20 protein-coding genes are annotated in these 21468 nt (G+C 68.6%); 5 read left to right on the top strand and 15 right to left on the bottom strand.

Going from position 1 to position 21468, the window contains the following annotated elements; genetic code table 11:
• Nucleotides 1-10 precede the first annotated feature (10 nt).
• Entirely contained in the window at nt 11-928 is a 918-nt protein-coding gene (locus EGT67_RS03570; protein ID WP_127914622.1) for a sucrase ferredoxin, read from the top strand.
• Between the two features lie 19 nt (nt 929-947).
• Here EGT67_RS03570 and EGT67_RS03565 read toward each other — a convergent pair whose 3' ends face one another.
• From EGT67_RS03565 to wrbA, 11 genes are all read right to left on the bottom strand, one after another.
• Entirely contained in the window at nt 948-2414 is a 1467-nt protein-coding gene (locus tag EGT67_RS03565) for a flavin-containing monooxygenase (protein WP_127914621.1), read from the bottom strand.
• Nucleotides 2415-2542: 128 nt separating this feature from the next.
• A complete protein-coding gene (locus EGT67_RS03560; protein WP_127914620.1) occupies nt 2543-4537 on the bottom strand; it encodes an SDR family oxidoreductase in 1995 nt (664 codons plus the stop codon).
• A gap of 59 nt (nt 4538-4596) precedes the next feature.
• Complete coding sequence (locus tag EGT67_RS03555; RefSeq protein WP_127914619.1) at nt 4597-6717, bottom strand: MMPL family transporter; 2121 nt, start codon at nt 6715-6717, stop codon at nt 4597-4599.
• A 99-nt stretch (nt 6718-6816) separates the two neighbouring features.
• Nucleotides 6817-7719, bottom strand: coding sequence for a carbohydrate ABC transporter permease (locus tag EGT67_RS03550; RefSeq protein ID WP_127914618.1), 903 nt, complete (start codon nt 7717-7719; stop codon nt 6817-6819).
• A gap of 9 nt (nt 7720-7728) precedes the next feature.
• Nucleotides 7729-8694 (bottom strand): carbohydrate ABC transporter permease, encoded by a 966-nt coding sequence (locus EGT67_RS03545; protein ID WP_127914617.1) that lies wholly within the window; start codon nt 8692-8694, stop codon nt 7729-7731.
• A 30-nt stretch (nt 8695-8724) separates the two neighbouring features.
• Nucleotides 8725-9615: a phosphodiesterase gene (locus EGT67_RS03540; protein ID WP_127914616.1), complete on the bottom strand. Its 891-nt coding sequence runs from the start codon at nt 9613-9615 to the stop codon at nt 8725-8727.
• 39 nt (nt 9616-9654) lie between these two features.
• A complete protein-coding gene (locus tag EGT67_RS03535; RefSeq protein WP_127914615.1) occupies nt 9655-10410 on the bottom strand; it encodes a tyrosine-protein phosphatase in 756 nt (251 codons plus the stop codon).
• 20 nt (nt 10411-10430) lie between these two features.
• Nucleotides 10431-11789 (bottom strand): ABC transporter substrate-binding protein, encoded by a 1359-nt coding sequence (locus tag EGT67_RS03530; RefSeq protein ID WP_127914614.1) that lies wholly within the window; start codon nt 11787-11789, stop codon nt 10431-10433.
• Complete coding sequence (locus tag EGT67_RS03525; RefSeq protein ID WP_127914613.1) at nt 11782-12915, bottom strand: ABC transporter ATP-binding protein; 1134 nt, start codon at nt 12913-12915, stop codon at nt 11782-11784. The genes EGT67_RS03530 and EGT67_RS03525 overlap by 8 nt, the downstream gene beginning before the upstream one ends.
• 128 nt (nt 12916-13043) lie before the next feature.
• The gene (locus tag EGT67_RS03520; RefSeq protein WP_127914612.1) at nt 13044-13949 is read right to left on the bottom strand and encodes a MurR/RpiR family transcriptional regulator; all 906 of its coding nucleotides are present in this window, start codon (nt 13947-13949) and stop codon (nt 13044-13046) included.
• Between the two features lie 51 nt (nt 13950-14000).
• A complete protein-coding gene (gene wrbA / locus EGT67_RS03515; RefSeq protein WP_127914770.1) occupies nt 14001-14606 on the bottom strand; it encodes an NAD(P)H:quinone oxidoreductase in 606 nt (201 codons plus the stop codon).
• A gap of 161 nt (nt 14607-14767) precedes the next feature.
• Here wrbA and EGT67_RS25000 point away from each other — a divergent pair, with 161 nt between their 5' ends.
• The 4 genes from EGT67_RS25000 (at nt 14768) to EGT67_RS03495 (ending at nt 17262) form a co-directional block, all read left to right on the top strand.
• Nucleotides 14768-15196, top strand: a complete 429-nt coding sequence (locus EGT67_RS25000; RefSeq protein WP_164877472.1) for a hypothetical protein — start codon at nt 14768-14770, stop codon at nt 15194-15196.
• Between the two features lie 174 nt (nt 15197-15370).
• Nucleotides 15371-16207, top strand: coding sequence for a DUF4261 domain-containing protein (locus tag EGT67_RS03505; RefSeq protein WP_127914611.1), 837 nt, complete (start codon nt 15371-15373; stop codon nt 16205-16207).
• Between the two features lie 28 nt (nt 16208-16235).
• Entirely contained in the window at nt 16236-16841 is a 606-nt protein-coding gene (locus EGT67_RS03500; protein ID WP_241565861.1) for a DUF459 domain-containing protein, read from the top strand.
• A gap of 10 nt (nt 16842-16851) precedes the next feature.
• The gene (locus EGT67_RS03495) at nt 16852-17262 is read left to right on the top strand and encodes a helix-turn-helix domain-containing protein (protein ID WP_127914609.1); all 411 of its coding nucleotides are present in this window, start codon (nt 16852-16854) and stop codon (nt 17260-17262) included.
• 2 nt (nt 17263-17264) lie between these two features.
• Here the strand turns inward: EGT67_RS03495 and EGT67_RS03490 are convergent, their stop codons facing one another.
• The 4 genes from EGT67_RS03490 to EGT67_RS03475 form a co-directional block, all read right to left on the bottom strand.
• A complete protein-coding gene (locus tag EGT67_RS03490; protein ID WP_127914608.1) occupies nt 17265-18353 on the bottom strand; it encodes an alpha/beta fold hydrolase in 1089 nt (362 codons plus the stop codon).
• A 104-nt stretch (nt 18354-18457) separates the two neighbouring features.
• Nucleotides 18458-18811, bottom strand: coding sequence for a hypothetical protein (locus EGT67_RS03485; protein WP_127914607.1), 354 nt, complete (start codon nt 18809-18811; stop codon nt 18458-18460).
• An 80-nt stretch (nt 18812-18891) separates the two neighbouring features.
• On the bottom strand, nt 18892-20574 hold the full coding sequence (locus tag EGT67_RS03480) for a PHA/PHB synthase family protein (RefSeq protein WP_127914606.1): 1683 nt from the start codon (nt 20572-20574) through the stop codon (nt 18892-18894).
• Nucleotides 20564-21097 (bottom strand): MaoC family dehydratase, encoded by a 534-nt coding sequence (locus EGT67_RS03475; RefSeq protein WP_127914605.1) that lies wholly within the window; start codon nt 21095-21097, stop codon nt 20564-20566. Before EGT67_RS03475 ends, EGT67_RS03480 begins: the two co-directional genes overlap by 11 nt.
• Between the last annotated feature and the right edge of the window lie 371 nt (nt 21098-21468).

Below are 21468 nucleotides of genomic sequence, written 5' to 3'. Positions count from 1 at the left end.
CAATGGCGGGGTGAGTCAATCGGTTCCCCAGGCTGGCCCCTTCACGTGCTCCGTGCTGTCCGCGGACGAACCCCTCCCCGGGACCGCGGCGCATGTGACCGGCTGGGTCTGCGTCGAGTACCCGGGCGCGTGGGGGCGCGACGTGCTGGACGGCACCGCGCTGGGGAGGGAACTCGCGGACGAACTGTCCCGGCGCGCCGACGCTGCCGGGGTCCGGGTGATGTTCATCCGCCGTCCGGGGCGCTCCGAGTACGTGCGGGACGGGCGGACCGTGCTGCTGGCGAACTCGGATCCGGACAACTCCTGGTGCGAGCGGCTCGTGATCGGGGACGTCGCCGGGCTGCTCGACATCGATCTGACCCTGGTGTCCGGTCCCGCACCGGGGCTGGGTGAACGCGTCACGGGGCCGCTCGTGTTGGTGTGTGCGCACGGCAAGCGCGATCAGTGCTGCGCCGTGCTCGGCCGCCCGGTCGCGGCCACGTTGGCAGCGGAGTTCGGGGACGTCGTGTGGGAATGCTCGCACACGGGCGGCCACCGGTTCGCGCCGTCGATGATCCTGCTGCCCAGCGGCAACACCTACGGTCGGCTCACCCCGGAGGAGAGCACGTCGGCGGTCCACGCGGCCGCGGCGGGGGAGGTGTACCTGCCGGGACTGCGCGGCCGCAGCTACTGGGGGCCGCGCGGGCAGTCCGCGGAGGTGCTGGTGCGTCAGGATGTCGCCGCCGGTGTCGACGATCTCACCGTCGATGAGGGCGGCGACGAACTCGTCGTGACGCACCGCGACGGCCGGCGGTGGCGGGTCGTCACCGAACAGCGTGAACTTCCGGCGCGGCCGGCGAGTTGCGGGACCGATGCCAAGCCGATCCGCCCCGTGGTCGCGGTGGACATGCGCGAACTCCCCGCCGGGGTTCCGGCAGGGAGTTCGTGACCCCGCGTCTCGGGCGGGATCAGCCCGAGAGTTCGGACGAATGCTCCGACCGCGCGCGATGCGGTCGCGCGAAGCGCGGGCCGATCGGCGTCACCTTGCGCGGAGCTGCGGTATCGGTAGTTCCGAAATTATTGTTCAGGAACGATTCCGCGGAATCGTCGAGGATATTCATCCACTCGTCGTGCAGTGGCGGTGCGACGGTACCGGTCAGCGTCGAGGTGTAGCTGCAATTCCGGTAGCCCATGATGTCGCTCTTCTTGTCCTTCTTCCACCGTTTGAAGAGCTCACCCTGCTTTTCGACATGAAATTCGGGGTAGTCGGTTCGATCCACCAGGTCGCGAATGTAGGCGGCCTGGAAATCGATCTCCTCGGCGGCTGACCCCAGATTTTCCTCGCGTGCGCGCCACTCGTCGATATCGCGCTCGCGAGTTTCGTGGTCGGGCAATTCGATGCGGCCCAGAATGACGTCACGCACGTACCACGCCTGGGCGTCGAACATGTTGAACGTGAAGTACTGGTCCTGCATTCCGAGGAAGAACAACTGCGAATTCGCCTGTGAGACGACACCCTTGTAGATGTCCCGCGGGTAGAGGCGGTTGTTCGTCCTCAGCGTCAGTTCGTCGGGCAGGAACGGGAAGTGGTGGCGGTACCCGGTGCACAGGACGATCGCGTCCACCTCGCGGGTGCTGCCGTCCTGGAATCGCGCGGTGTGCCCATCGATCCCGGTCAGCAACGGCACCTCGGAGAAGCCCTCGGGCCAGTCGTGGCCCATCGGGTTCGAGCGGTAGCTGAACGTGACCTCGGCCGCGCCGTACTTGAAGCACTGCGTGCCGATGTCCTCCGCCGAGTAACTACTGCCGACGAGCAGGAGACGCTTACCTGTGAATTCGCGCGCGTCCCGAAAGTCGTGGGCGTGCAGCACGCGGCCCGGGAAGTCCTCGATGCCGTCGAAATGCGGAACGTTGGGCGTCGAGAAATGTCCGGTCGCGACCACCACGTGGTCGAACAACTCGGTTTCGAGGACGTCGTTGCGGTGGTCGGCGACGGTCACCGCGAACTGTCCCGCCTCGCCCTCGTTCGTGGGCGGGACGTACTCGACCCACCGGACGGCGGTGTCGAAGCGGATGTACTTGCGCACGTCGTCCTGGTCGACGCGGCCCATGATGTAGTCGTGCAGCACGGCACGCGGCGGGTACGACGGAATCGGTCGGCCGAAATGTTCTTCGAAAGAATAGTCGGCGAACTCGAGGCACTCCTTGGGTCCGTTGGACCACAGGAAGCGGTACATGCTGCCGTGCACCGGTTCGCCATGTTGATCGAGCCCCGTGCGCCACGTGTAGTTCCACATGCCGCCCAGGTCGCTCTGCTTTTCGTAACAAACAATTTCGGGCATCGACCCAAGACCTGATTTCCGTGCAGACTCGAATGCCCTCAGCTGTGCGAGGCCACTCGGACCGGCTCCCAAAATCGCGATCCTTGGCGTCAAAGTTTTCTCCCTATTTTCGTTGGTCCCCTATCTTGCTTAGCACAGCGAAAGACGGTTTGGCCAACTCGCGAATCGAAATTCTGTGCGATTCGTCGGGTGAAATACGCCTGTTCACCAGTGCAAACGCGTCACCAGTGGGTGCCCGGGATCAGTCGGGCGAGACGTCGCCCGAACCGGGCCGCGGCGGCGGTCGGACCGGTCGGTCGAGGGACAGGAGTCGACGGCTGGGGCGCGAGTTCCACCTCGCCGCCGGCCTCCCCGCGCGCGGCCGGCGAATCGGGGAACGCGTGGTACATCTGCGACAGCGCGCGGTCCTTGAGGCGTGGTGCGAAGATGCTGCCGAATTCGGCGAGGGTGCCGACCGGGACGTCGATGCGCTTGGGCCTGTCGACCAGTGCGCGGACCACCATCGCCGCCGCCTTCTCGGGACTGGCGGCCGGGCCCGCGTTGTACTGGCCGGTCGGTGCGATCATCGGCGTGCGGACCAGGGGCATGTGGATGGTGGTGAACGTGATGCCGTCGGAGAGCGTCTCGGCGGCGGCGACGTCCGCGAACGCGTCGAGCGCCGACTTGCTGGCGATGTACGCCGCGAACCGCGGGGTCCGGGCCTGTACGCCGGCGGTGCTGATGTCGACGATGTGTCCGAACCGGCGCTCGCGCATGTGCGGCAGCAGGGCCAGCACCATGCGCACCGCACCGAAGTAGTTGACCGCCATCGTGCGTTCGAAGTCGTGCAGTCGGTCGGTCGAGCGGTACAGTCCGCGCCGGATGGACCGGCCCGCGTTGTTGACGAGCATGTCGACGTGATCGTGTTCGGCCAGGATCGACTTCACCGTGCGCTCGACGGCCTCGCTGTCGGTGATGTCGCACTGGTAGGCGTACGCGGATCCGCCGGCCTCGCGGATCTGGGACACGACGGCGTCGAGTTCGTCGGCGCGGCGGGCGAGCAGCAGTACCGTCGCGCCCTTGGCGGCGGTGGCGACGGCGGCCGCGCGCCCGATGCCGGACGACGCCCCGGTGATGACGACGTTGCGGTTCACGAGAGGTCCGGCGGGGTCGTCGCGGCGGGCGCGATCCGGGTCGAGGTGCTCGCGCCAGTACGCCCACAGCTTCGTCGCGTACGACGGGAAGGGAGGCACCGCTATGCCGCTGTCCTGCAGTGCCTCTCGGGTCCTCTCTGTCGTGAAGCGCGTTGGGAGGGTGAGGTTGTCGAGCATGACGGGCGGGACACCAATCCGGCGCAGGGCGACGTCGCGGACGCCGCGCACCCGGGCGGGGGGCTCCAGTAGCGGGCGGGCGAGGGCGCCCGGAAGGTCGGCGACCGGAGTCGGTGCATGAGCGGCCTTCGCGAGCGCCGCATAGATCTGGCGGACCGGCTGCGCCTCGGGGGAGACGAGGTGGAAGGTGCGCCCGTCGAGTCCCGGTCGCAGCATCAGTTCTACGAGGGCCGCGGCGACGAAGTCCACCGGAACGATGTTGGTGTAGCCGAGTTTCGGGACCGCGACCGGCAGCGCGGACGGCAGTTTGGCCAGCGCGGCGAGTGCGGGGAAGAAGTAGTAGGGGCCGTCGATCTTGTCCATCTCGCCGGTGACCGAGCTCCCGACCACCGCCGCCGGTCGGTAGATCCGCCACGGCGCGCCCGATGCGCGGACCAGGCGCTCGGCCTCGAACTTGGTCCGGTGGTACGGCGTCGGGAAGTGCTGGCCCAGGTCGAAGTCGTCCTCGGTGAAGCGTCCGCGATGGTCGCCCGCCACCGCGATCGACGAGACGTGGTGCAGGGTCGCGCCGAGCCCGGCGGCCAGGTCGATCACCGACCGGGTGCCGTCGATGTTGGTCGATGCCTGCTCCTCGCCGGCCGTGAGGTCGTAGACGGCACCGAGATGCACGACGTGGTTCGCGGCCGGCGGCGGGGCCTCGAGCCCGAGACCGGGCTCGGTCAGATCGCCGACGAGCGCCCGGACCCGGTCACCGCCCGCCCAGTCCTGCGACATCCGTTCGAGCTTCGACACCGATCCGGGCCGGACCAGGGCGTGGATCTGTCCCGCGGGATCGCGTTCGAGCAGGCGCTCGATCGTGTGCCTGCCGAGGAACCCCGTGCCGCCCGTGACGATGTACGTGGCCATACCCGGAACTTACTCCGAAGTAAGTAGTGGTGCCAGGGTTCGCAGCGGGCGCGGTGTCCTCAGTGCCCCAGGCCGACGCGTTCGTGTATCCGCCGCATCCAGGCCGGCGCCCACCAGTTGGCCTCGCCCATCAGTTTCACCAGCGACGGCACCAACAGCATCCGCACGACGGTGGCATCGATGATCAGCGCGAGGATCATGCCGACGCCGAGGAACCGCATGATCGACAACCCCGACACCGTGAATGCGCCGGTCACGACGATCAGCAGCATCGCCGCCGCGGTGACGACGCGGCCGGTGCGTTCGGCGCCGATCCGTACCGCCTCCTCCGTGGTGGCGCCGGCCGCCCGGGCCTCGACCATGCGCGACATCAGGAACACCTCGTAGTCGGTGGACAGGCCGAACACGACCGCGAGGATCAGCACGACGAACGTGGCCTCGAGCGGTGCCGGCGTGACCCCGAGCAGGTCCGCGCCGTGCCCCTCCTGGAACACCCACGTGAGGACGCCGAACGTCGCGGCCAGGCTCAGCCCCGCCATCGCGACGGCCTTGATCGGCAGCACCACCGATCCGAACGCCAGGAACATCAGCACCAGCGTCGAGACCACCATGATCGCGATCATGGCGGGCAGCCAGCGCACGATCGCGGCGTTGCCGTCGTCGACGGACGCCCGACCGCCGCCGACGAGCAGTTCGGTGCCGGGCGGGGCGTCGATCGCCCGCAGGCCCTGCACGGCGTCGCCGGCGGCGGCGCCCGCGACACCCTCCGCGTAGAGCGCCTGGATCGCGGTCACGTCGTTCTTCGTCGCGAGGACCACGGCCTGCGAGATGCCGTTCACCTGCTTGGCCGCCGCGACGACCTTCGACAGATCGCCGGGCGACGCCGGTGCGCCGTTCGGGCCGCGCAGGACCAGCGTCGCGCCCTCTCCGGTCGACGGGAACTCGGTCGCGAGAGTCTCGGTCGCGATGCGGGCCGGATCGTCGGCGGGCAGTGCGGTGTAGGTGATCTCGCCGAGAGTCGCCTTCGTCAGCGGTGCGGCGAGCACGAGCAGGCCGGCGGTGATGCCGACGGCGACGACGGCCGGTCGCTTCATCACCTTCGTGACGACACCACCCCAGAAGCGCCGGGCGCGCTCCTCGCCGCGCTGCGCGGCACCCTGACGCCACGACAGCGCGTCGATGCGGTGTCCGAGGATCGCGAGCAGGGCGGGCACGACGGTCAGCGACAGCACCGCCGCACCCGTCACGGCGGCGATCGCGCCGAAGCCGAGCGAGCGGATCACCGCCTGCGGGAACACCAGCATGCCCGCGAAGGCGCACACCAGCAGCAGGCCCGAGAACATGACGGTGCGCCCCGCGGTCAGCACGGTGCGGCGGGCCGCGTCGGCGGGCGCCGACCCGCTCGCGAGTTCCTCACGGAACCGGCTGACGATGAACAGGCCGTAGTCGATCGCCAGGCCCAGTCCGATCAGCGACGCGACGTTGAGCGCGAACGAACTGACCTCGGTGACCTGGGTGAGCAGGCGCAGGATGCCCAGCGAACTGAGCACCGAGAGCAGGCCGACGAACACCGGGACCGCCGCCGCGACCAGTCCACCGAAGACGAACACCAACAGCACCAGCGTGATCGGGATCGCGATCGCCTCGGAGCGGACCAGGTCGGCCTGCAGGCGATTGCTGAGCGAGACGCCGACCACGGCCCCGCCCGCGAACTTCGAATCCACCCCGTCGATCTCGAGTTTCGGCAGCAGATCCTCGAAGTTGGCGACGGTCACGTCGGCGTCCGGCGAGAGCACGATCGACGCGCCCACCTTCGTCCCGTCGTTCGAGAGCAGCAACTGTTTCGCGGGGGGCACCGCCGACCAGTACGACGTCACCGACTGCGTCGGCACCTCGGCCGCGAACCGGTCGAGCGTTGCGGTGACGGCCGGTTCCAGATCGGCGAGGGTCTGTCCTTCGGGCACCGTGTAGATCGCGACGATGTCGGGGTCCTGCCGGCCGAAGTTGTCGTCGACGATCCGCGACACTTCCGCCGATTCGCTGCCCGGATCGGTGTAGCCGCCCTGGCTCAGTTTCGAGAACACCCCGGTGCCCCAGATGCCGGAGACGATCGCCGCGACGAGGACCACCGCCAGGACCCACCACTTGCGCGCGACGACGATCGAGGCCCAGCGTGTCATTCGAGTTCTCCGGATCCGGGGACGGCGGCGGGGCCGCACCCGAAACGGATGCGGCCCCGCGACTCTAGCGACTGACGGGTCTGCCCAGACGTGGCCCTGTCACTTGAGGCCGGAGCGGACGAACGCGTCGACGACGTGCCGCTGCAGGAAGATGTAGATGAGGAAGATCGGCAGGCACGCGACGCCGGCCGCCGCCATCACCGCACCCCAGTTGTTCCCCTCGGCGCCGAGGAAGCTGCGGATACCGATCTGCACCAGCGCGTCCGAGTTGCGCAGGATCAGCGACGGCCACAGGTACTCGTTCCAGGCCGAGATGAACAGCATGATCCCGAGTGCCGCCAGCGCGGGACGCATGTTGGGCACGATCACCTTCCACAGGGCCGCCCACGCGCCCTGTCCGTCCATCTCGCTCGCGTCGAGCAACTCGCGCGGGAACGCCTCCATGTGCTGACGGAGCAGCATCACGCCGAACGCCGAGCACAGGTTCGGGATCACCACGCCGGCGACCGTGTCGAGCAGTCCCATCTGCGAGATCAGCAGGTAGTTCGGGATCATCGTGACCTGGAACGGAACCAGCCACGAGCCGACGAACAGCAGGAACAGCAACTGCTTGCCGAAGAAGTTCCATCGGGCGAACCCGTACGACGCCAGCAGCGCCACGAACAACTGGCTGACGGCCACGACGAACGCCATCGCGAACGTGTTGACGAGCATCGAGAGCATCGGGATGGTGTCGAAGACGTACCGGAAGTTCTCCGTGCTGAGCGGCCACGGAACGGGACTGCCGGACAGGGAGTCCTCCGGCCGGCGCAGTGCGGTCGCGAACATCCAGTACACCGGGAAGACGCTGAACACCGCGAGAGCCGCGAGGACGATGTGGCCGACTGCCGCGCGTCGGCCGCTCTTTCGCTGCGGCGCGGGGGATTCCTGCGGCACTGGGTTTTCGTGCGGCGCGTACGGTGCTGCGCCGGCCTTGGGGGGATCGAGAATGACGAAGGCCATGACGTTTTCCTAGTTGTCGTAGAAGCTCAGTCGCTCGGACAGCCGCACGAACACGAGCGCGATCACGCCGAAGCCGACGAAGAACAGCGTGCCCGCGGCCGCCGAGAGTCCGGCGTCGAAGTTGCGGAAACCGAACTCGTACAACAGGTAGTAGATGTTGGTCGTCGATCCGCTGGGGCCGCCCTGGGTGAGGACGTCGATCACCGGGTACGTCCACTGGGCACTGAGCAGGATCGTCATGAGCGCCAGGAAGACCAGTGTGGGCGAGAGCAGCGGTAGCGTGATCCGCCGGGTGATGGTGGACGGGCCGGCCCCGTCGAGTGCGGCCGCGTGGCCGTAGTCGGGGCTGATGCCGGCCATGCCCGCCGAGATGACGAGGACGCCGAAGCCGAGCATCTGCCACCCGACGATCACGACGACGCCGATCAGCGCCAGCTTCGGATCACGGAACACGTTGCCCAGATCGTGGCCCATGGTGGCCGAGATGCGCGGGATCATGCCGTTGTCGGGGTTGAACAACCAACGCCAGATGGCGCTGCTCGCAACCGGTGTGACAAGGAACGGCACGAAGATCAGCGCCTGGTAGAAGGTGCGGGCGCGTCCGCTCACCCGGGTGCACAGCAACGCGATCGCGAGCGGGAGCACCAGCGAGAACACCATGAACGCGGCGATGTAGAGGGCCGTGTTCCACAGAGCCTGGTGAAGTTCCGGCAGCGACAGCACGGCGGTGTAGTTGTCGAGTCCCACCGGCTTCTTGGGGCTCGTCGGAATCATGTTCCACTTGTAGAACGAGAGCCCGACGGTCTCGGCGAGCGGCTTGTAGGTCCACAGGACGAGCAGCACCACGGCCGGCAGCAGGAACAGGTAGGGGACGGCGCGGCGCGACACGCGCGACCGCCACCCCGCCCCGGCCCGCACGGGCTGGGGCGAGGCGGCGGTCTGCGGCAGGGCGCTCGCCGGAACTTCGACGAACATTGATTTCTCGCAATCGGTTTCGGGAGGGCGTCAGTGGCTCGTCGACTGCGCCATGGCCGCGAGCTGCTCCTCGGGGGACAGCGACTGGAAGTAGCGCAGCTGCTCCAGCGTCACCTCGTACAGCGTCGGGCCCTCCTCGACAGGCACGACCGTGTGCAGGATCCGATCCGAGTACACGTGCACCAGGTTGAACGACTGGCCGCTGTCCTGGCCGCGCATGCCGCCGCCGGAGGGGAACAGGTCCTGGGTGTAGCAGGTCGCCGATGCCACCGACACCGGGATACCGGCGAAGGTGCACGTCGTCGAGTAGTGCAGGTGGCCGCCGAGGATGGCGCGGACATCGGTGCCGCGCAGGACGTCCTCGAGCCGACGCTGGTCGCGGAGCTCGACGGACTCGAGCATCTCGATCGGGCTCGGCACCGGCGGGTGGTGCAGCGTGAGCAGGGTTCCGTGCGGGGCCGGCGTCGCGAGAACGTCACGGAGCCAGTCGATCTGCTCGTCGGTGATCTCGCCGTGGTGGTGGCCCGGGACGGTGCTGTCGAGGGCGATGATCCGCAGACCGTCGATGTCGTGGACCATGTCCACCGACTCCTGCGTGGGCTCGGCGCCGAGCAGTCCGGCGCGGAACTCGGGCCGGCTGTCGTGGTTGCCCATCACCCAGATCACCTTGGCGCCCAGCTTCTCCGCGGCCGGCTCGACCAGGTCGCGCAGTCGTGCGTACGCCTGCGGATTGCCGGCGTCGGCGAGATCGCCGGTGAACACGATCGCCTGGGGGCGCTGGCCGGCGCGGTCGAGGCGGTCGAACAGACGACCCAGGTTGGCGTCGCTGTCGACCTTGCCGTGGAGCAACTCGCCGTCGGCGACGAAGTGGGTGTCGCTCACGTGCAGGATGTAGTGGTCGGGCTGTCCGTACTCGCTCATGATCGTTCCTCGAAGTTCGTTGTCGGTTGTCGCCGCACGTCAGCCCAGCAGGGCCGCGTGCAGGTCGGTGAGTTCGGCCTCGGACATGCCGTGGTCGCGCAGATAGGACCGGACGCCGCCGTGCTCGGCGTCGATGCCGGCCAGCGTCGCGCGCATCGTCGCCGCGGGGCTCGCGGCGACGATGCCCTCGATGTCGAAGCCCTCGGGCAGTTCCCGCTCCCGGAACGAGGCGACCATCGCGTCGACCCATTCGCCGTGCAGCAGGGTCTCCGAGAGCGAGTAGTCGGCGACGACGTCGCGTGCGCCGACGCCCACCGCGGACAGAGCCAGCGCGATCACCAGTCCGGTGCGGTCCTTGCCGGCCGTGCAGTGCACGAGCACCGGTTCGTCGCCCGATCCGGCGATGAGCCGGACGGCGTCGGTGAGCCGCGAGCCGTGGTCGGCGAGCATCCACCGGTACAGCGTGCCCAGGTCGAAGGCCGCGGCCGTCGGGTTGTGATCGATCTTGCCGTTGTAGACGGGCAGGTGCACCTCGCGGTGTCCGACCCCGTCGAGGGCGTTGGGCGCCTTGGAGATCTCGTCGTCCTCGCGCAGATCGATCACGAGCCCGAGCCCGATCCCGGTGAGGGTGTCACGCCCGTCCTGCTCGATGGTGTGCAGTGCGTCGGAGCGAAGCAGTTTGCGCCACCGCGTGGTTCGGTCACCCGCGGTGTAGCCGCCGATGTCGCGGAGGTTGTAGGTGCCGGGCAGGACGAGCCGGCGGGTGGTGGTGTGCGGCGGCAGGATGGTGGTCATCAGTCGATCGCTTTCGTCGGTCAGGGGAGCAGGTCCTGTGCCCGCGTCTGGGCGGCGGACATGGTGGCGGCAGGGTCCTTGCCGTAGAAGACGGACTCCTCGATTGCGGTGGCGAGAATGTCGTCGATCTGGACGTAGCTGTTGCCCGGGTACGACTGCCACGGCTCGAGTCGATCGAGCTGCGCGAGGTTGGGGGCGAGCAGCGGATTGCCGTCGGCCCACGTCTTCAGCGCGGCCGGATCGGTGGTGAGCGACGTGCGCAGCGGCAGGTAGCCGATCTTCGACGAGATCTCGGTGTACGCGTGGTCGCTGGTGAGGAACTTGATCAGCTCCCACGAGGCGCGCTGCTTCGCCGGGTCCTGGGCGAAGACGAACAGCGCCGAACCGGAGTTGGTGGGCACCGCCTCGCGGCCCTCGAACGCGGGCATCGCGGCGGCCCGCAACTCCCAGCCGGCGGCCTTCGACGCACCCAGCAGCATGCCCTGCACTGCCGACGACTGCAGCTGGATCGCGCTGTCGCCCTTCATGAAGCTCTCCATCTGACCCGCAGAGTCCTGGTTGGCCAGCACCCCCTGGTCGTACAGGTCGCGCAGCATCTGCACTGCCGCGAGCGATTCGTTGCTCGCGAACTCGACGGTGGTGCGGTCCTCGGACAGCACGTTGCCGCCCGCGGAACGGAACAGGCCCTGCATGCACCAGTTGCCGCCCTTGACCGCGCACGAGATCGTCAATGCAGGCTTGCCGGTCGTCGCGGTGATCTTCTTCGCGGCCTCCGCGACCTTGGGCCACGTCGACAGATCGGTGTCGGCGGGAAGCCCGGCCTTCTGGAACGCGCTTGCGTTGTAGAAGAGCACGGGGGTGGAGAAGACGTAGGGCATGCCGTACGTCTCGCCCTTCCAGTCGCCCAGGACGGCGGCCCGGGGGTGATAGGGGTGCGCGCCCGCCAGGTGCTCCTGGACGGCGTCGGTGCCGACCAGCGAGTCGAGGGACTGGGCGCCCAGTTCGTTGACCGCGAAGTCGAGGGTGTCGAACGTCAGCTGCGCCACGTCCGGCGGGTTGCCGGCCAGCAGTTGAGTCTGCACGCTGCTCGCGGTGCCGCTGCCGGCGGTCGACGTGCCCTGGGGTGGTTGGGCTTTGACGTCGATGTTGGGATGTTCCGCCTCGAAGTCGGCGATCAGTCCGTTGATGGTGTCGGTCCAGGGACCGGCCTGGGTGAGGTTGTACGACTCGAACGTGATCTGGACGTTCTGGTTCGGGTCGAGTTCGGGGACGATGCCGTCCGAGGACGAACTCGACGCGGCGGTGCCGGTGGCACATCCGGCCACCGTGAGGGCGGTGGCGAGCGACAGTAACGCCAGGCCGGTGGTGCGTCTACGCATGGGTCAGGCTCCTAGCGGGAGAAACGGGCTGGTCGGAGGGCTGGTCGGTGTCGATCCACTCGAGCCGTCGGCCGCTCGCGCGGTCGAACAGGTGCACGTGCTCGGGATCGGTGGTGAGGGAGAGAATCTGGCCGACGTGCATCGCGATCGGCCGCGGCGAGCGGACACAGACGGTGGACTCGCCGACGGTGCAGTAGGCGATCTCCTCGCTGCCGAGGTTCTCGATCGAATCCACTGTGGCGGTGAGGGACACGGTGTCGGAACGATCTCCCACCCGCAGGTGCTCGGGGCGGATGCCGAGCACCACGTCGAGATCGCCGGTCGTGCCGGAGAACAGTTCGGCGCGCAGTCCGGGCGCCTCCGCGCGGACCGTGCCGTGCGTGCCGACGACCGTCGCGTCGAGCAGGTTCATCGCGGGGCTGCCGAGGAACCCGGCCACGAAGACCGAGGCGGGCCGGTCGTACACCTCCTCGGGCGTGCCGATCTGCTCGACGGATCCGGCGTTGAGCAGCGCGATCCGGGTGGCCATCGTCATCGCCTCGACCTGGTCGTGGGTGACGTAGACGAACGTCGCGCCGAGCCGCCGGTGGAGGTCGGTGAGCTCGCGTCGGGTCGCCGTCCGCAGCTTGGCGTCGAGGTTCGACAGCGGCTCGTCCATCAGGAAGGCCTTGGGATTGCGGACGATCGCCCGTCCGACCGCGACCCGCTGGCGCTGGCCGCCGGACAGCTCCTTCGGCTTGCGTTCGAGCAGGTGCGCGATGTCGAGTTGGCGCGCCACCTCGTCGACCCGCTCGGCGGCCTCGTCCTTCGAGACCTTCCGAACACGCAGGGGGAAGCCGAGATTGCGCGCCACCGACAGGTGCGGATAGAGCGCGTAGTTCTGGAAGACCATCGCGACGTCGCGCTTGCGCGCCGGCGCGGAGGTGATGTCCTCGCCGTCGAGGACGATCCGACCGCTGGTCGGCTCGAGGAGCCCGGCGATCATCCGCAGGAGCGTCGTCTTGCCGCAGCCCGAGGGGCCGAGGAGGACGAGGAAGTCGCCGTCGCGGATCTCCATCGAGATGTCGTCGACGGCGGTCACGCCGCCGAAGGTTCTGCCCAGGCCCTCGATACGAATACTGCCCATGACCCTCTCCGATGAAACGCGATTACCCGAATCGGAACGATTCGGAATTCTCATTACATGGAGTAGTCAGCCAGCCCAATGTGAACGAGCACTGAATGGTCGTCCAACGAATCGTGAGCGTTGGAGGGCTAGTTGCGTTCCCCGGTGTCGGCGGAGTCCTGCGTCGGATTCATCAGGGCGACAAGATGTTCCACGTCCCGATCAGTGGCATCGGAGGTTGCGCCGTCCACTTCCGACACCGCGACCTGCAGGCCCAGCAGGAAGGTCATCTGGATGATCGTCGCCGACACTCCGTGCGCCGCGTACGGTCCCGACCCGCTGCCGACCACCAACGAGGTGTCCGCCAGGTCGACCAGGGACGACCGGGCGTGCGCGGTGACGCCGACGACGTGTGCGCCCGCGTCACGGGCGGTCCGGGCGGCGTCGATCGTGTACGCGTTCATGCCCGAGTCGCTGACCGCGACGCACACGTCGTCGTCGGACAGGGTCCGTGCGGTGAGGGCCTGCAGGACCGTGTCCGTCGGCGCCTCCGCGGCCCGGCCGCGCAGCAGGAAACGAACGGCGAACGCCGTCGCCGCCGTCGAAGACCCTCCGTTCGCGACGACCAGGATCCGGCGCGCGTTCGCGAGCACACGGACCGCGTCGTCGAAGGCATCCTCCGACAGCGGTGCGAGGCCGCCGGCCAGATCGGTGCCGACCTCGGCGACGATCGTGCGCAGCACACCGACACTGCCGGGTGGCGACGTCGCGTCGGCGGCCGTCGAGGATTCCGCGCCCAGGTCGCGTAGCAGCAGCATCCGCACGTGCTGGAATCCGGAGAAGCCGAGATTCTGGCAGGCCCGCACCACGGTCGCGGTCGACGTCGACGCCGCGGCCGCCAGGTCCGCCGCCGACCACCAGGCGACCTCGCGGGGGCGCTCGACGCACACGTCGGCCACCCGGCGTTCGCTCGGTGCCAGGCTCGCGGACAGGGCGCGGATGGTCGCGGTGGTCGTACCGATCGGCGGTTGCGTGCCGGGGGAGTCTGCGCTCATGGGCTCTGGATAACACACGCGGGTGAACCCGCGGGGCGTGCGCGACGCCGACTACGTCGTGGCGGCGAGTCTCCCCGCGATCGTCACGACCCTGGTCGCCAGGTGATCGAGGGCCGCGATCGTCGCGTCGTCCAGAGGGTTCTGGTTGTCCGGTCCGGTCACCTTGCTGACGCCGTACGGGTTGCCGTCCGCGAACTTCACCGGATCGGTGTAACCCGGCGGAACGAGGATGCCGCCCCAATGCATGAGCGAGGTGTACAGCGAGGTCAAGGTGGTCTCCTGACCGCCGTGCAGGGTCTGGCTCGAGGTGAAGGCCGCGTAGACCTTGTCGGCGAGCCGACCCTGTACCCACAGGCCGCCGAGGGTGTCGACGAAGGCCTGGAAGGGGCTCGCGGTGCTACCGAACCGGGTCGGCGACCCGAAGATCACCGCGTCGGCCCAGACGATGTCGTCGCCGGTGGCCGCGGGGAGGTCCTTGGTGGCTTCGTAGTTGGCGGACCATGCCGGGTTGCCGGCGAATGTCGCGGGGTCGCGCGTTTCGGCGATATGGCGCACCCGCACGTCCGCGCCTGCGGATCGGGCGGCCTCGGACACCCGATCAGCCATGGCCGTGCCGTGGCCGGTGGCGGAGTAGTAGATGACGGACAACTTGGTCATCGGGACGTCCCTTCGGTGCGTCGGCCCCCATCCCATGAGACCGTGCATCCGGATCGGACGCACGGCTTCGGCCACATCGGCCCGGTATGTGCGGTGGGCGAGCGTGGTGAGCAGGGCGAGTGATGTCCGGAGTGTTTCGCCGCCAGGGGTACTTTCCACCCATGATCTCGCGCGAGGATGTTCTGGACCGCTCGGCCGCCGGAGGCGACCGGTACCCGCTACTGACAGTCCGGGAGTTCTTCCACGGGAACGAAGTCGAGGACTCGATCGCTCCGAATCAGTACGGGTACGGGCGCCCGGACCTCGCCGAGATCGCCCGGCGCCTCGACGTGCTGGCCGCGGATCCTGTGGTCGCGTGGGTGCGTGTCCAGCTACACGAGGAGATGTTCGAGGACTTCTACGAGGGGCTCGCGGCCGAGGCCGTCGCCGTCTGCACAACTCTGTCCGGCGGGGACGTCGATGCCCGCCTCGACGTGGCGAGTCTGCAGGCAGAGCCGGTGTGGGAGGGCCTCGTCTACGACGTCGTCGACTTCTGCGACGTGCCGCCCGTCCCCGACGGATACCGGGTGCTGTCCCTCGTGTGGGACTGAACGGCGGACCGAACGCGGCGTGCGACGGCGCGGATCTCGTATGGGGCAAGGGCTTCCGGTGGCCCACCCACCGTCGTCGCGCGGTTCGAGGCTAGGGTGAAGCGCGCGACGGAGTCACCCGACCACACCACGGGGCACCGATCGTGTTGATACGCAAACTTTCCAGGGGGAGTCATGCCCGCGCTCGCGATGTTGTTCCAGGACCGACTCGACGCCGAAGTCACCGCGGACGCTCTGGCTTCGCAACTGCGACAGGACTGGCCGGACGTCGATTTCTCCGGGCTCGTCGTCGACCGCGACGAGTCCGCCGACCGCGACGGGCCGGTGTGCCTGGACCTGGACGGCAGGATGATCGCATTGCTCGGCGTTCCCGCGCAGGTGGGTGACGACGTCGCCGAGATCGCCGAGCACAGTCGCCTGTGGCCGAACGCGGAGCCCGCACCGGTCGACTACGCCGCGCACACCATCGTCACCGTCCTGCGCCCGGGAACAGGACACGACGACGCGCCCCATGAGGATGCGATCGCGGACGCCGTGCTGTTGTCCCGTGTCGTCGCATCGATCGTCGCGCTCACCGACACCGTCCGCGCGGTGTACTTCGGTAGCGCGAATCACGTCGTCCTGCCCGCACTGTTCCGCGACCTCATGAAGGACGCGCTGCCGGAACCGCCGCTGCTCGCGTGGGTCGCGATGAACGTCGGCCAGCGCCCGGACGGCGTGATGACCGGTCACACACGAGGTCTCGACATGCTCGACCTCCCGGACATCGAGATTCCGGAGACCCCCGAGTCCGCCGGCGACACCTTCGAGCGCCTCGCCGGCATCGTCTCGTACCTCGTCGAACAGGGCCCGGTCATCGGCGACGGCGACACGATCGGATCCACCGAGGTCGCCGAGATCGTCGTCGACCACACCCCGAGCGCCTTCGATCCCGAACGCACCGTCCTCCGCCTGAGGTTCGATGTGGACCGGCCCGAGCGCAAGCGGCGTTGGTTCGGCCGCCGACGCTGATCGTGTCGCTCGTGACATCATCGTGGTCATGGATGACGTGTGGGTGTGCTTCGTCGGCGACTCCTTCGTTGCGGGAGTGGGGGATTCCGAGTTCCTGGGCTGGGCGGGAAGGCTCGCGGCAGGCTCCGCCGGGGTGACGTTGACGATGTACAACCTCGGGGTGCGACGGGAGACGTCGAGCGACATCCGGGCCCGCTGGCGTGCCGAGTGCACGGCGCGGATACCGCAGGGCTGCGACGGCCGAGTGGTGTTCTCGTTCGGCTCCAACGACACGACCGTCGAGAACGGTGCGACACGCGTCGCCCCCGACGTCTCCGTCGAGAACCTCGCCGCGGTCCTGCGGGAGTGCGCGGCGAGCGGATGGCGGCCGTTGGTGGTCGGGCCGCCGCCGATGGCCGACGTGGAACAGAACGAGCGCACCGCTCGGCTGGATCGACGGTTCGCCGACGTCTGCGCGTCCGCCGGCGTGGAGTACGTCGGCGTCTTCGACGCCCTCGTCGCCGATGCGGTCTGGATGGAGGAGGTGCGCACCGGCGACGGCGCACACCCCGACAGCGGCGGCTATCGCGCGTTCGCGAGCCTGGTGCGCCCCGGGTGGGAACGGTGGATCGGGACCGCAGCGGCGGTTCAGTAGGCTGACCGGCATGGTGGACGACGTCCGGCCCCCGACCCTCGGCGAGATCATCCGGCAGCAGCGCGAACTCGCGGCAGTCCCCATGCGGAAGTTCGCCGAGATGGTCGGGATCTCGAATCCTTATCTGTCACAGATCGAGCGGGACCTGCGAGCACCGAGTGAGCAGGTGCTGGAGGCGATCGCCGAGCACCTGCACATGTCGGCGGACATGTTGACCGCGCAGGCCCGACGGGCCGACGCCGAGGACGTGCCCGAGGTGGTGGCCGCGATCCGGCGTGACACGGATCTGACCAAGGCCCAGCGGTCCGCGCTCGAGGAGATGTACGAGACGTTCCGCGACGTCACGATCGCGAAGCGGAGGCGGGGCCGGTCGTCGTCGGAGGACCGGACGGCGTCGGGCGGGAAGGGCGCGCACGGCTGAGGTCAGCGGCGGGACTTGGCCGCCACGTCGCGCAGGAGCGGAAGCCATGCCCGCTCGAGGACGGCGGGATCGAGGACCATGTCGAGGTGGCCCGCATCGACCGTCCGGCGGGTGACGAGGTCCGGCGCGGTCGACACGTGGTCCGCCAGCGGCCACACCTGCCGGGCGGGAACGATTCGGTCGCGGGTGCCGGCGAGCAGGTACAGCGGACACGTGATGGCGCCGAGGTCGACCACGACGCCGTCGACCCGCAGCTCGCCGCGGACGAGTTCGTTGCGCTCGTACAGGTGTCGTGCGACCCATCGGTAGAGATCCGCGGGGACCACTTGCGGCGAGTCCAGCCAGCTCTCGGCCGCGACGTACGCGTCGACTCGGCGTCGGTCGTGGATGTGCGCCCACAGGTCGGACAGGCGGGCCCACTCGTCGGGCCACTCGACGAATCGGAGTGCCGCGCCCCGAACGGCGGCGGGTGGGCGGAACCGGGGCCCGCGATACGACGGGACGAGCCAGGACGCGGGTGCCCCCAGCGTGAAGTCGATCGGTGCCGCGGCGACAGTGAGCGTGTCGACGCGGTGCGGGTGCAGCGCCGCGTACACGGTGGCCAGCCAGCCGCTCTGCGAGTAGGCGACCAGGTTCGCGGTGCCGCCGAGTTCCGTGATCGCGTCCGTGATCACCTCGGTCAGGTCGGCGATGCCGACGCTCGGTGGCTGCGGCCCGGTCGGCGTCCACTCCAGGCAGTGGGCCGCGCCCAACCCGGCCCGGTCGACGGTCCGCATCAGGCTGCATCCGGGGGCGAGATCGACGACGGTCGAGGCATGCCCCGACAGCGGGGGCAGCACCAGGGTCGGGGTCGTCGACCCGGTGGGGGAGAACTGACGCAACCGGGCCAGCGGCCAGGTCCGCCGGACGGCGTTCGGATGGGCGAACGTGGTGGGGCGGCGACGGGTCGCGGCCCGGCAGAAGGCGACGCCGTCGAGGGCGACGTCGAGCGGGGTGGCGTCGCGCCGAGCCGCCGATCGCAGGTACCCCGCCCAGCCGGTGGAGACCGAGGACAGGAGTCGTACGGGGATTTCCGCTGCGGCCCTGAACATGTCGCGGTTCGTGTACACGATGGCCCTTCTCTGCCGCGCAGGTGCGAAGCGTCGGGCCCCGGCCGGGTCGGGGTGGCCGGCCGGGGCCCGACATGTGTCGCGATCTACTGGAGGACCTCTCGTGCGGCCGTGGTGGCGGCCGTGCTGATGCCCCGCACGAGGGAGGTCTGCGCGTCCACGACGGCGGAGACCCAGTCGAGCTTGGCGGTCGTCGCGATCGACTTGTTGAAGTCGAGGACCGAGGACAGGGCCTTCTCGTAGGCGTCGAGGGTGAGGGTGCCGCTCAGCTTCGCGGCGTCGACGAACTTCTCGTTGAGGCTCTGCACACGATCGAGGTTCTCGTCGAAGGACTTGGTGACGGACTCGATGCCGTCCGTGAGGGTGTTCTTCGCGGTGGTGCGCGCGGTGGCGGCGGTGTTCGCGGTGGTGTTCGCGGCGGTGGTGGATTGTGCGGCCATGGGTGGCTCCTCAGGGGTGACGGGATTGCTGTTAGCAAGTTAGCATTGTGATTGCTAACACGCTAGGCGTGAGGCGTGGATCAGTTGAAAACGTATGTGCCGGGCGCGGTTCCGATGACAGGATGCATCTTGCTGCCCATCGGCGGCGGTGCCTGCAGTTCGCCGGACCGCTGCTGCGACCAGGCCGCCCAGTCCTCCCACCACGAGCCGGATCGGCGCTGCGCCGCCTCCTTCCACGTGGACGGGTCCGCCGGCAGTCCGCTCGTCGTCGAGCCCTGGGGTTCCCCGCAGGCCTCGATCCAGGTCTTCTTTCCCGGTGGGTTGACGATGCCGGCGATGTGCCCGCCGTTCGACAGGACGAATCGCACGTCGCCGCCGAACAGCACGGCGCCCGCGTACGACGACTGCCACGGCACGATGTGGTCGTCCAGCGCGCCGACGATGTACACGTCGCTGTCGACGTCCTTCAGCGAGATCGTCTGTCCGGCGATCGTGAAACGCCCCAGGGCCAACTGGTTTTCGCCGTAGAGCGAGTGCAAGTAGGTGCTGTGCATCGCCGCGGGCATGCGGGTCGAGTCCTCGTTCCATGCGAGCAGGTCGAACGACTGCGGTTCCTCGCCCAGCATCCAGCGGCTCACCCAGTACCGGAAGATGAGGTCGTTCGCCCGCAGCAGGTCGAAGGTCTGGGCCATGTCCGTACCGGACAGGTACCCGGCCCGTCGCATCACGATGTCGATCTTCGCGAGGGTCTCGGGATCGGTCAGCAGGCCGAGGTCGCCCGGGCTGCTGTAGTCGAGCAGGGTGTTCGCCAGCGTGAGCGTGCCCAGACGGTGGTCACCGGCCGCGGCCAGGTAGCCGGCCGCGATCGACGCCATCGCGCCGCCGAGGCACAGCCCGACCAGGTCGATCTTCGACGCCCCGGTGATCTCCTCGACGACGTCCATCGCCGCCGTGACACCGTCGGTGAGGTAGTCGTCGAAGCCCACCCCGCTCATCGACTCGTCCGGGTTGCGGTAGGAGATGAGAAAGACGGTGCGGCCGTGCCGGACGGCCCACTCGACGAAGCTGCGTCCCGGGCCGATGTCCATGATGTAGAACTTGTTGATCCACGGCGGGCACGCCAGGAGCGGCGTCGCGTGCACCTGCTCGGTCTGCGGTGCGTACTGAATGAGCTCGATCAGGTCGTTCCGGAAGACCACCTGACCCGGTGTGGCGGCCATGTTCTCGCCCAGCGTGAATGCGGTGTCGTCGGTTCGCTTCGGGCGGCCGCCGCGCTTGACCACGTCCTCGACCAGGTACGACGTGCCGCGGGCCAGGCTCTTTCCGCCCGTCGCGATCGCACGGGTGAGCACCTCGGGGTTGGTGACGGGGTTGTTCGTGGGGGCGGCGACGTCGAGCAGCAGATGCGCCAACTGGCGTGCCTTGGCGGCCGTGAAGGCGTCCGCGGCGCCCGCATCCACCAGGCTGTCGACGTAGGAGCGCGCGCAGAGGTAGGAACGGAGCACCGCGAAGTACGCGGGGTTGTCCTGCCAGGCGCGGTCCCGGAACCGGGCGTCCCCCGGTGCGGGCGGCGCGGTGCTCGCACCGACCGCCACCCGGACCGCGTCGGGCGGGATCTGTGCCAACCCGACGGCCAGCCTGCCGGTGGCGGCGGCGACGGCCGCCGGGTTGCAGGCCGCGTTCTTGGCGACCGACGCGCCTGCGGCGAACCAGCCGGTGGGGTCGACCCTGGCGGAGAGCTGGCGGATCGCGTTATCGAACACGGTCGCCTCCGGCAGCGTTCGAGGTGGCCTCGGTGGAGTCCTTGGTGCCCAGGTAGCGCAGGATCATCTGCGCGACACAGACCGGGCGTTCGACGCCCACCGCGTCGAAGGTGAGGGTCACGGCGAGCTGGTAGCCGCCCGGGCACGGTTCGACCGATGTCACGTCGGCGACCGCACCCACCGACGAGTCGACCGGAACCGGGGCGGGGAAACGGACCTTGTCGAGCCCGTAATTGATCACCTGGGCGCAGTCGGTCACGTCGAGCAGGTGGAAGAAGAGCTCGACGGCGAGGGACAGGGTCAGATAGCCGTGCGCGATCGTCGAGCCGAACGGGCCGGTCGCGGCCCGCTCCGGGTCGACGTGGATCCACTGGTGGTCGTGGGTGGCGTCGGCGAACAACGAGATCTGCTCCTGCGTGATCAGGACGCGATGCGATGTGCCGAGGCTCTTGCCGGCGAGGGCGGGGAGTTCGGCCATGGTGATGCTGCGCGCAGACTGGCTGCTGGTCGTATTGGTGGTCATCTCGTCCCTGTGGTCCGATTCGGTCGCGTGCCCGAATTGTTGAGCATCTGCCATATGTGCATCGATCGCACCCGAAGCCGATTCGCATTCGAATCGGGCGCCGCCTACCGGCCTCGTGCGAATTGGGGAAATTGGATGCGATCGGGCGCAGCCTATATCGCAGATCCATTTCGTGCATCACATCTTCGAAGCGCCTACTGTTTGACGTTTGTCCAGGTGAGGTGCGGATTGTCCGATTCTCGCGCATTTCGGCTCGTCGGACGTCGCCGCCTGGGCGTTATGTCCAAATCCCCTCGATTTTGCATTCGAGCGAGTTTGCGTTCTCCCTACTTTCGGGTAAGGAAATTCGGTCGCGCGACCGAATTTATTGC

The organism is Prescottella agglutinans (assembly GCF_004011865.1).
GTDB classification, from domain to species: Bacteria; Actinomycetota; Actinomycetes; order Mycobacteriales; family Mycobacteriaceae; genus Prescottella; species Prescottella agglutinans.
This window is presented reverse-complemented; position numbering and strand designations above follow the sequence as displayed.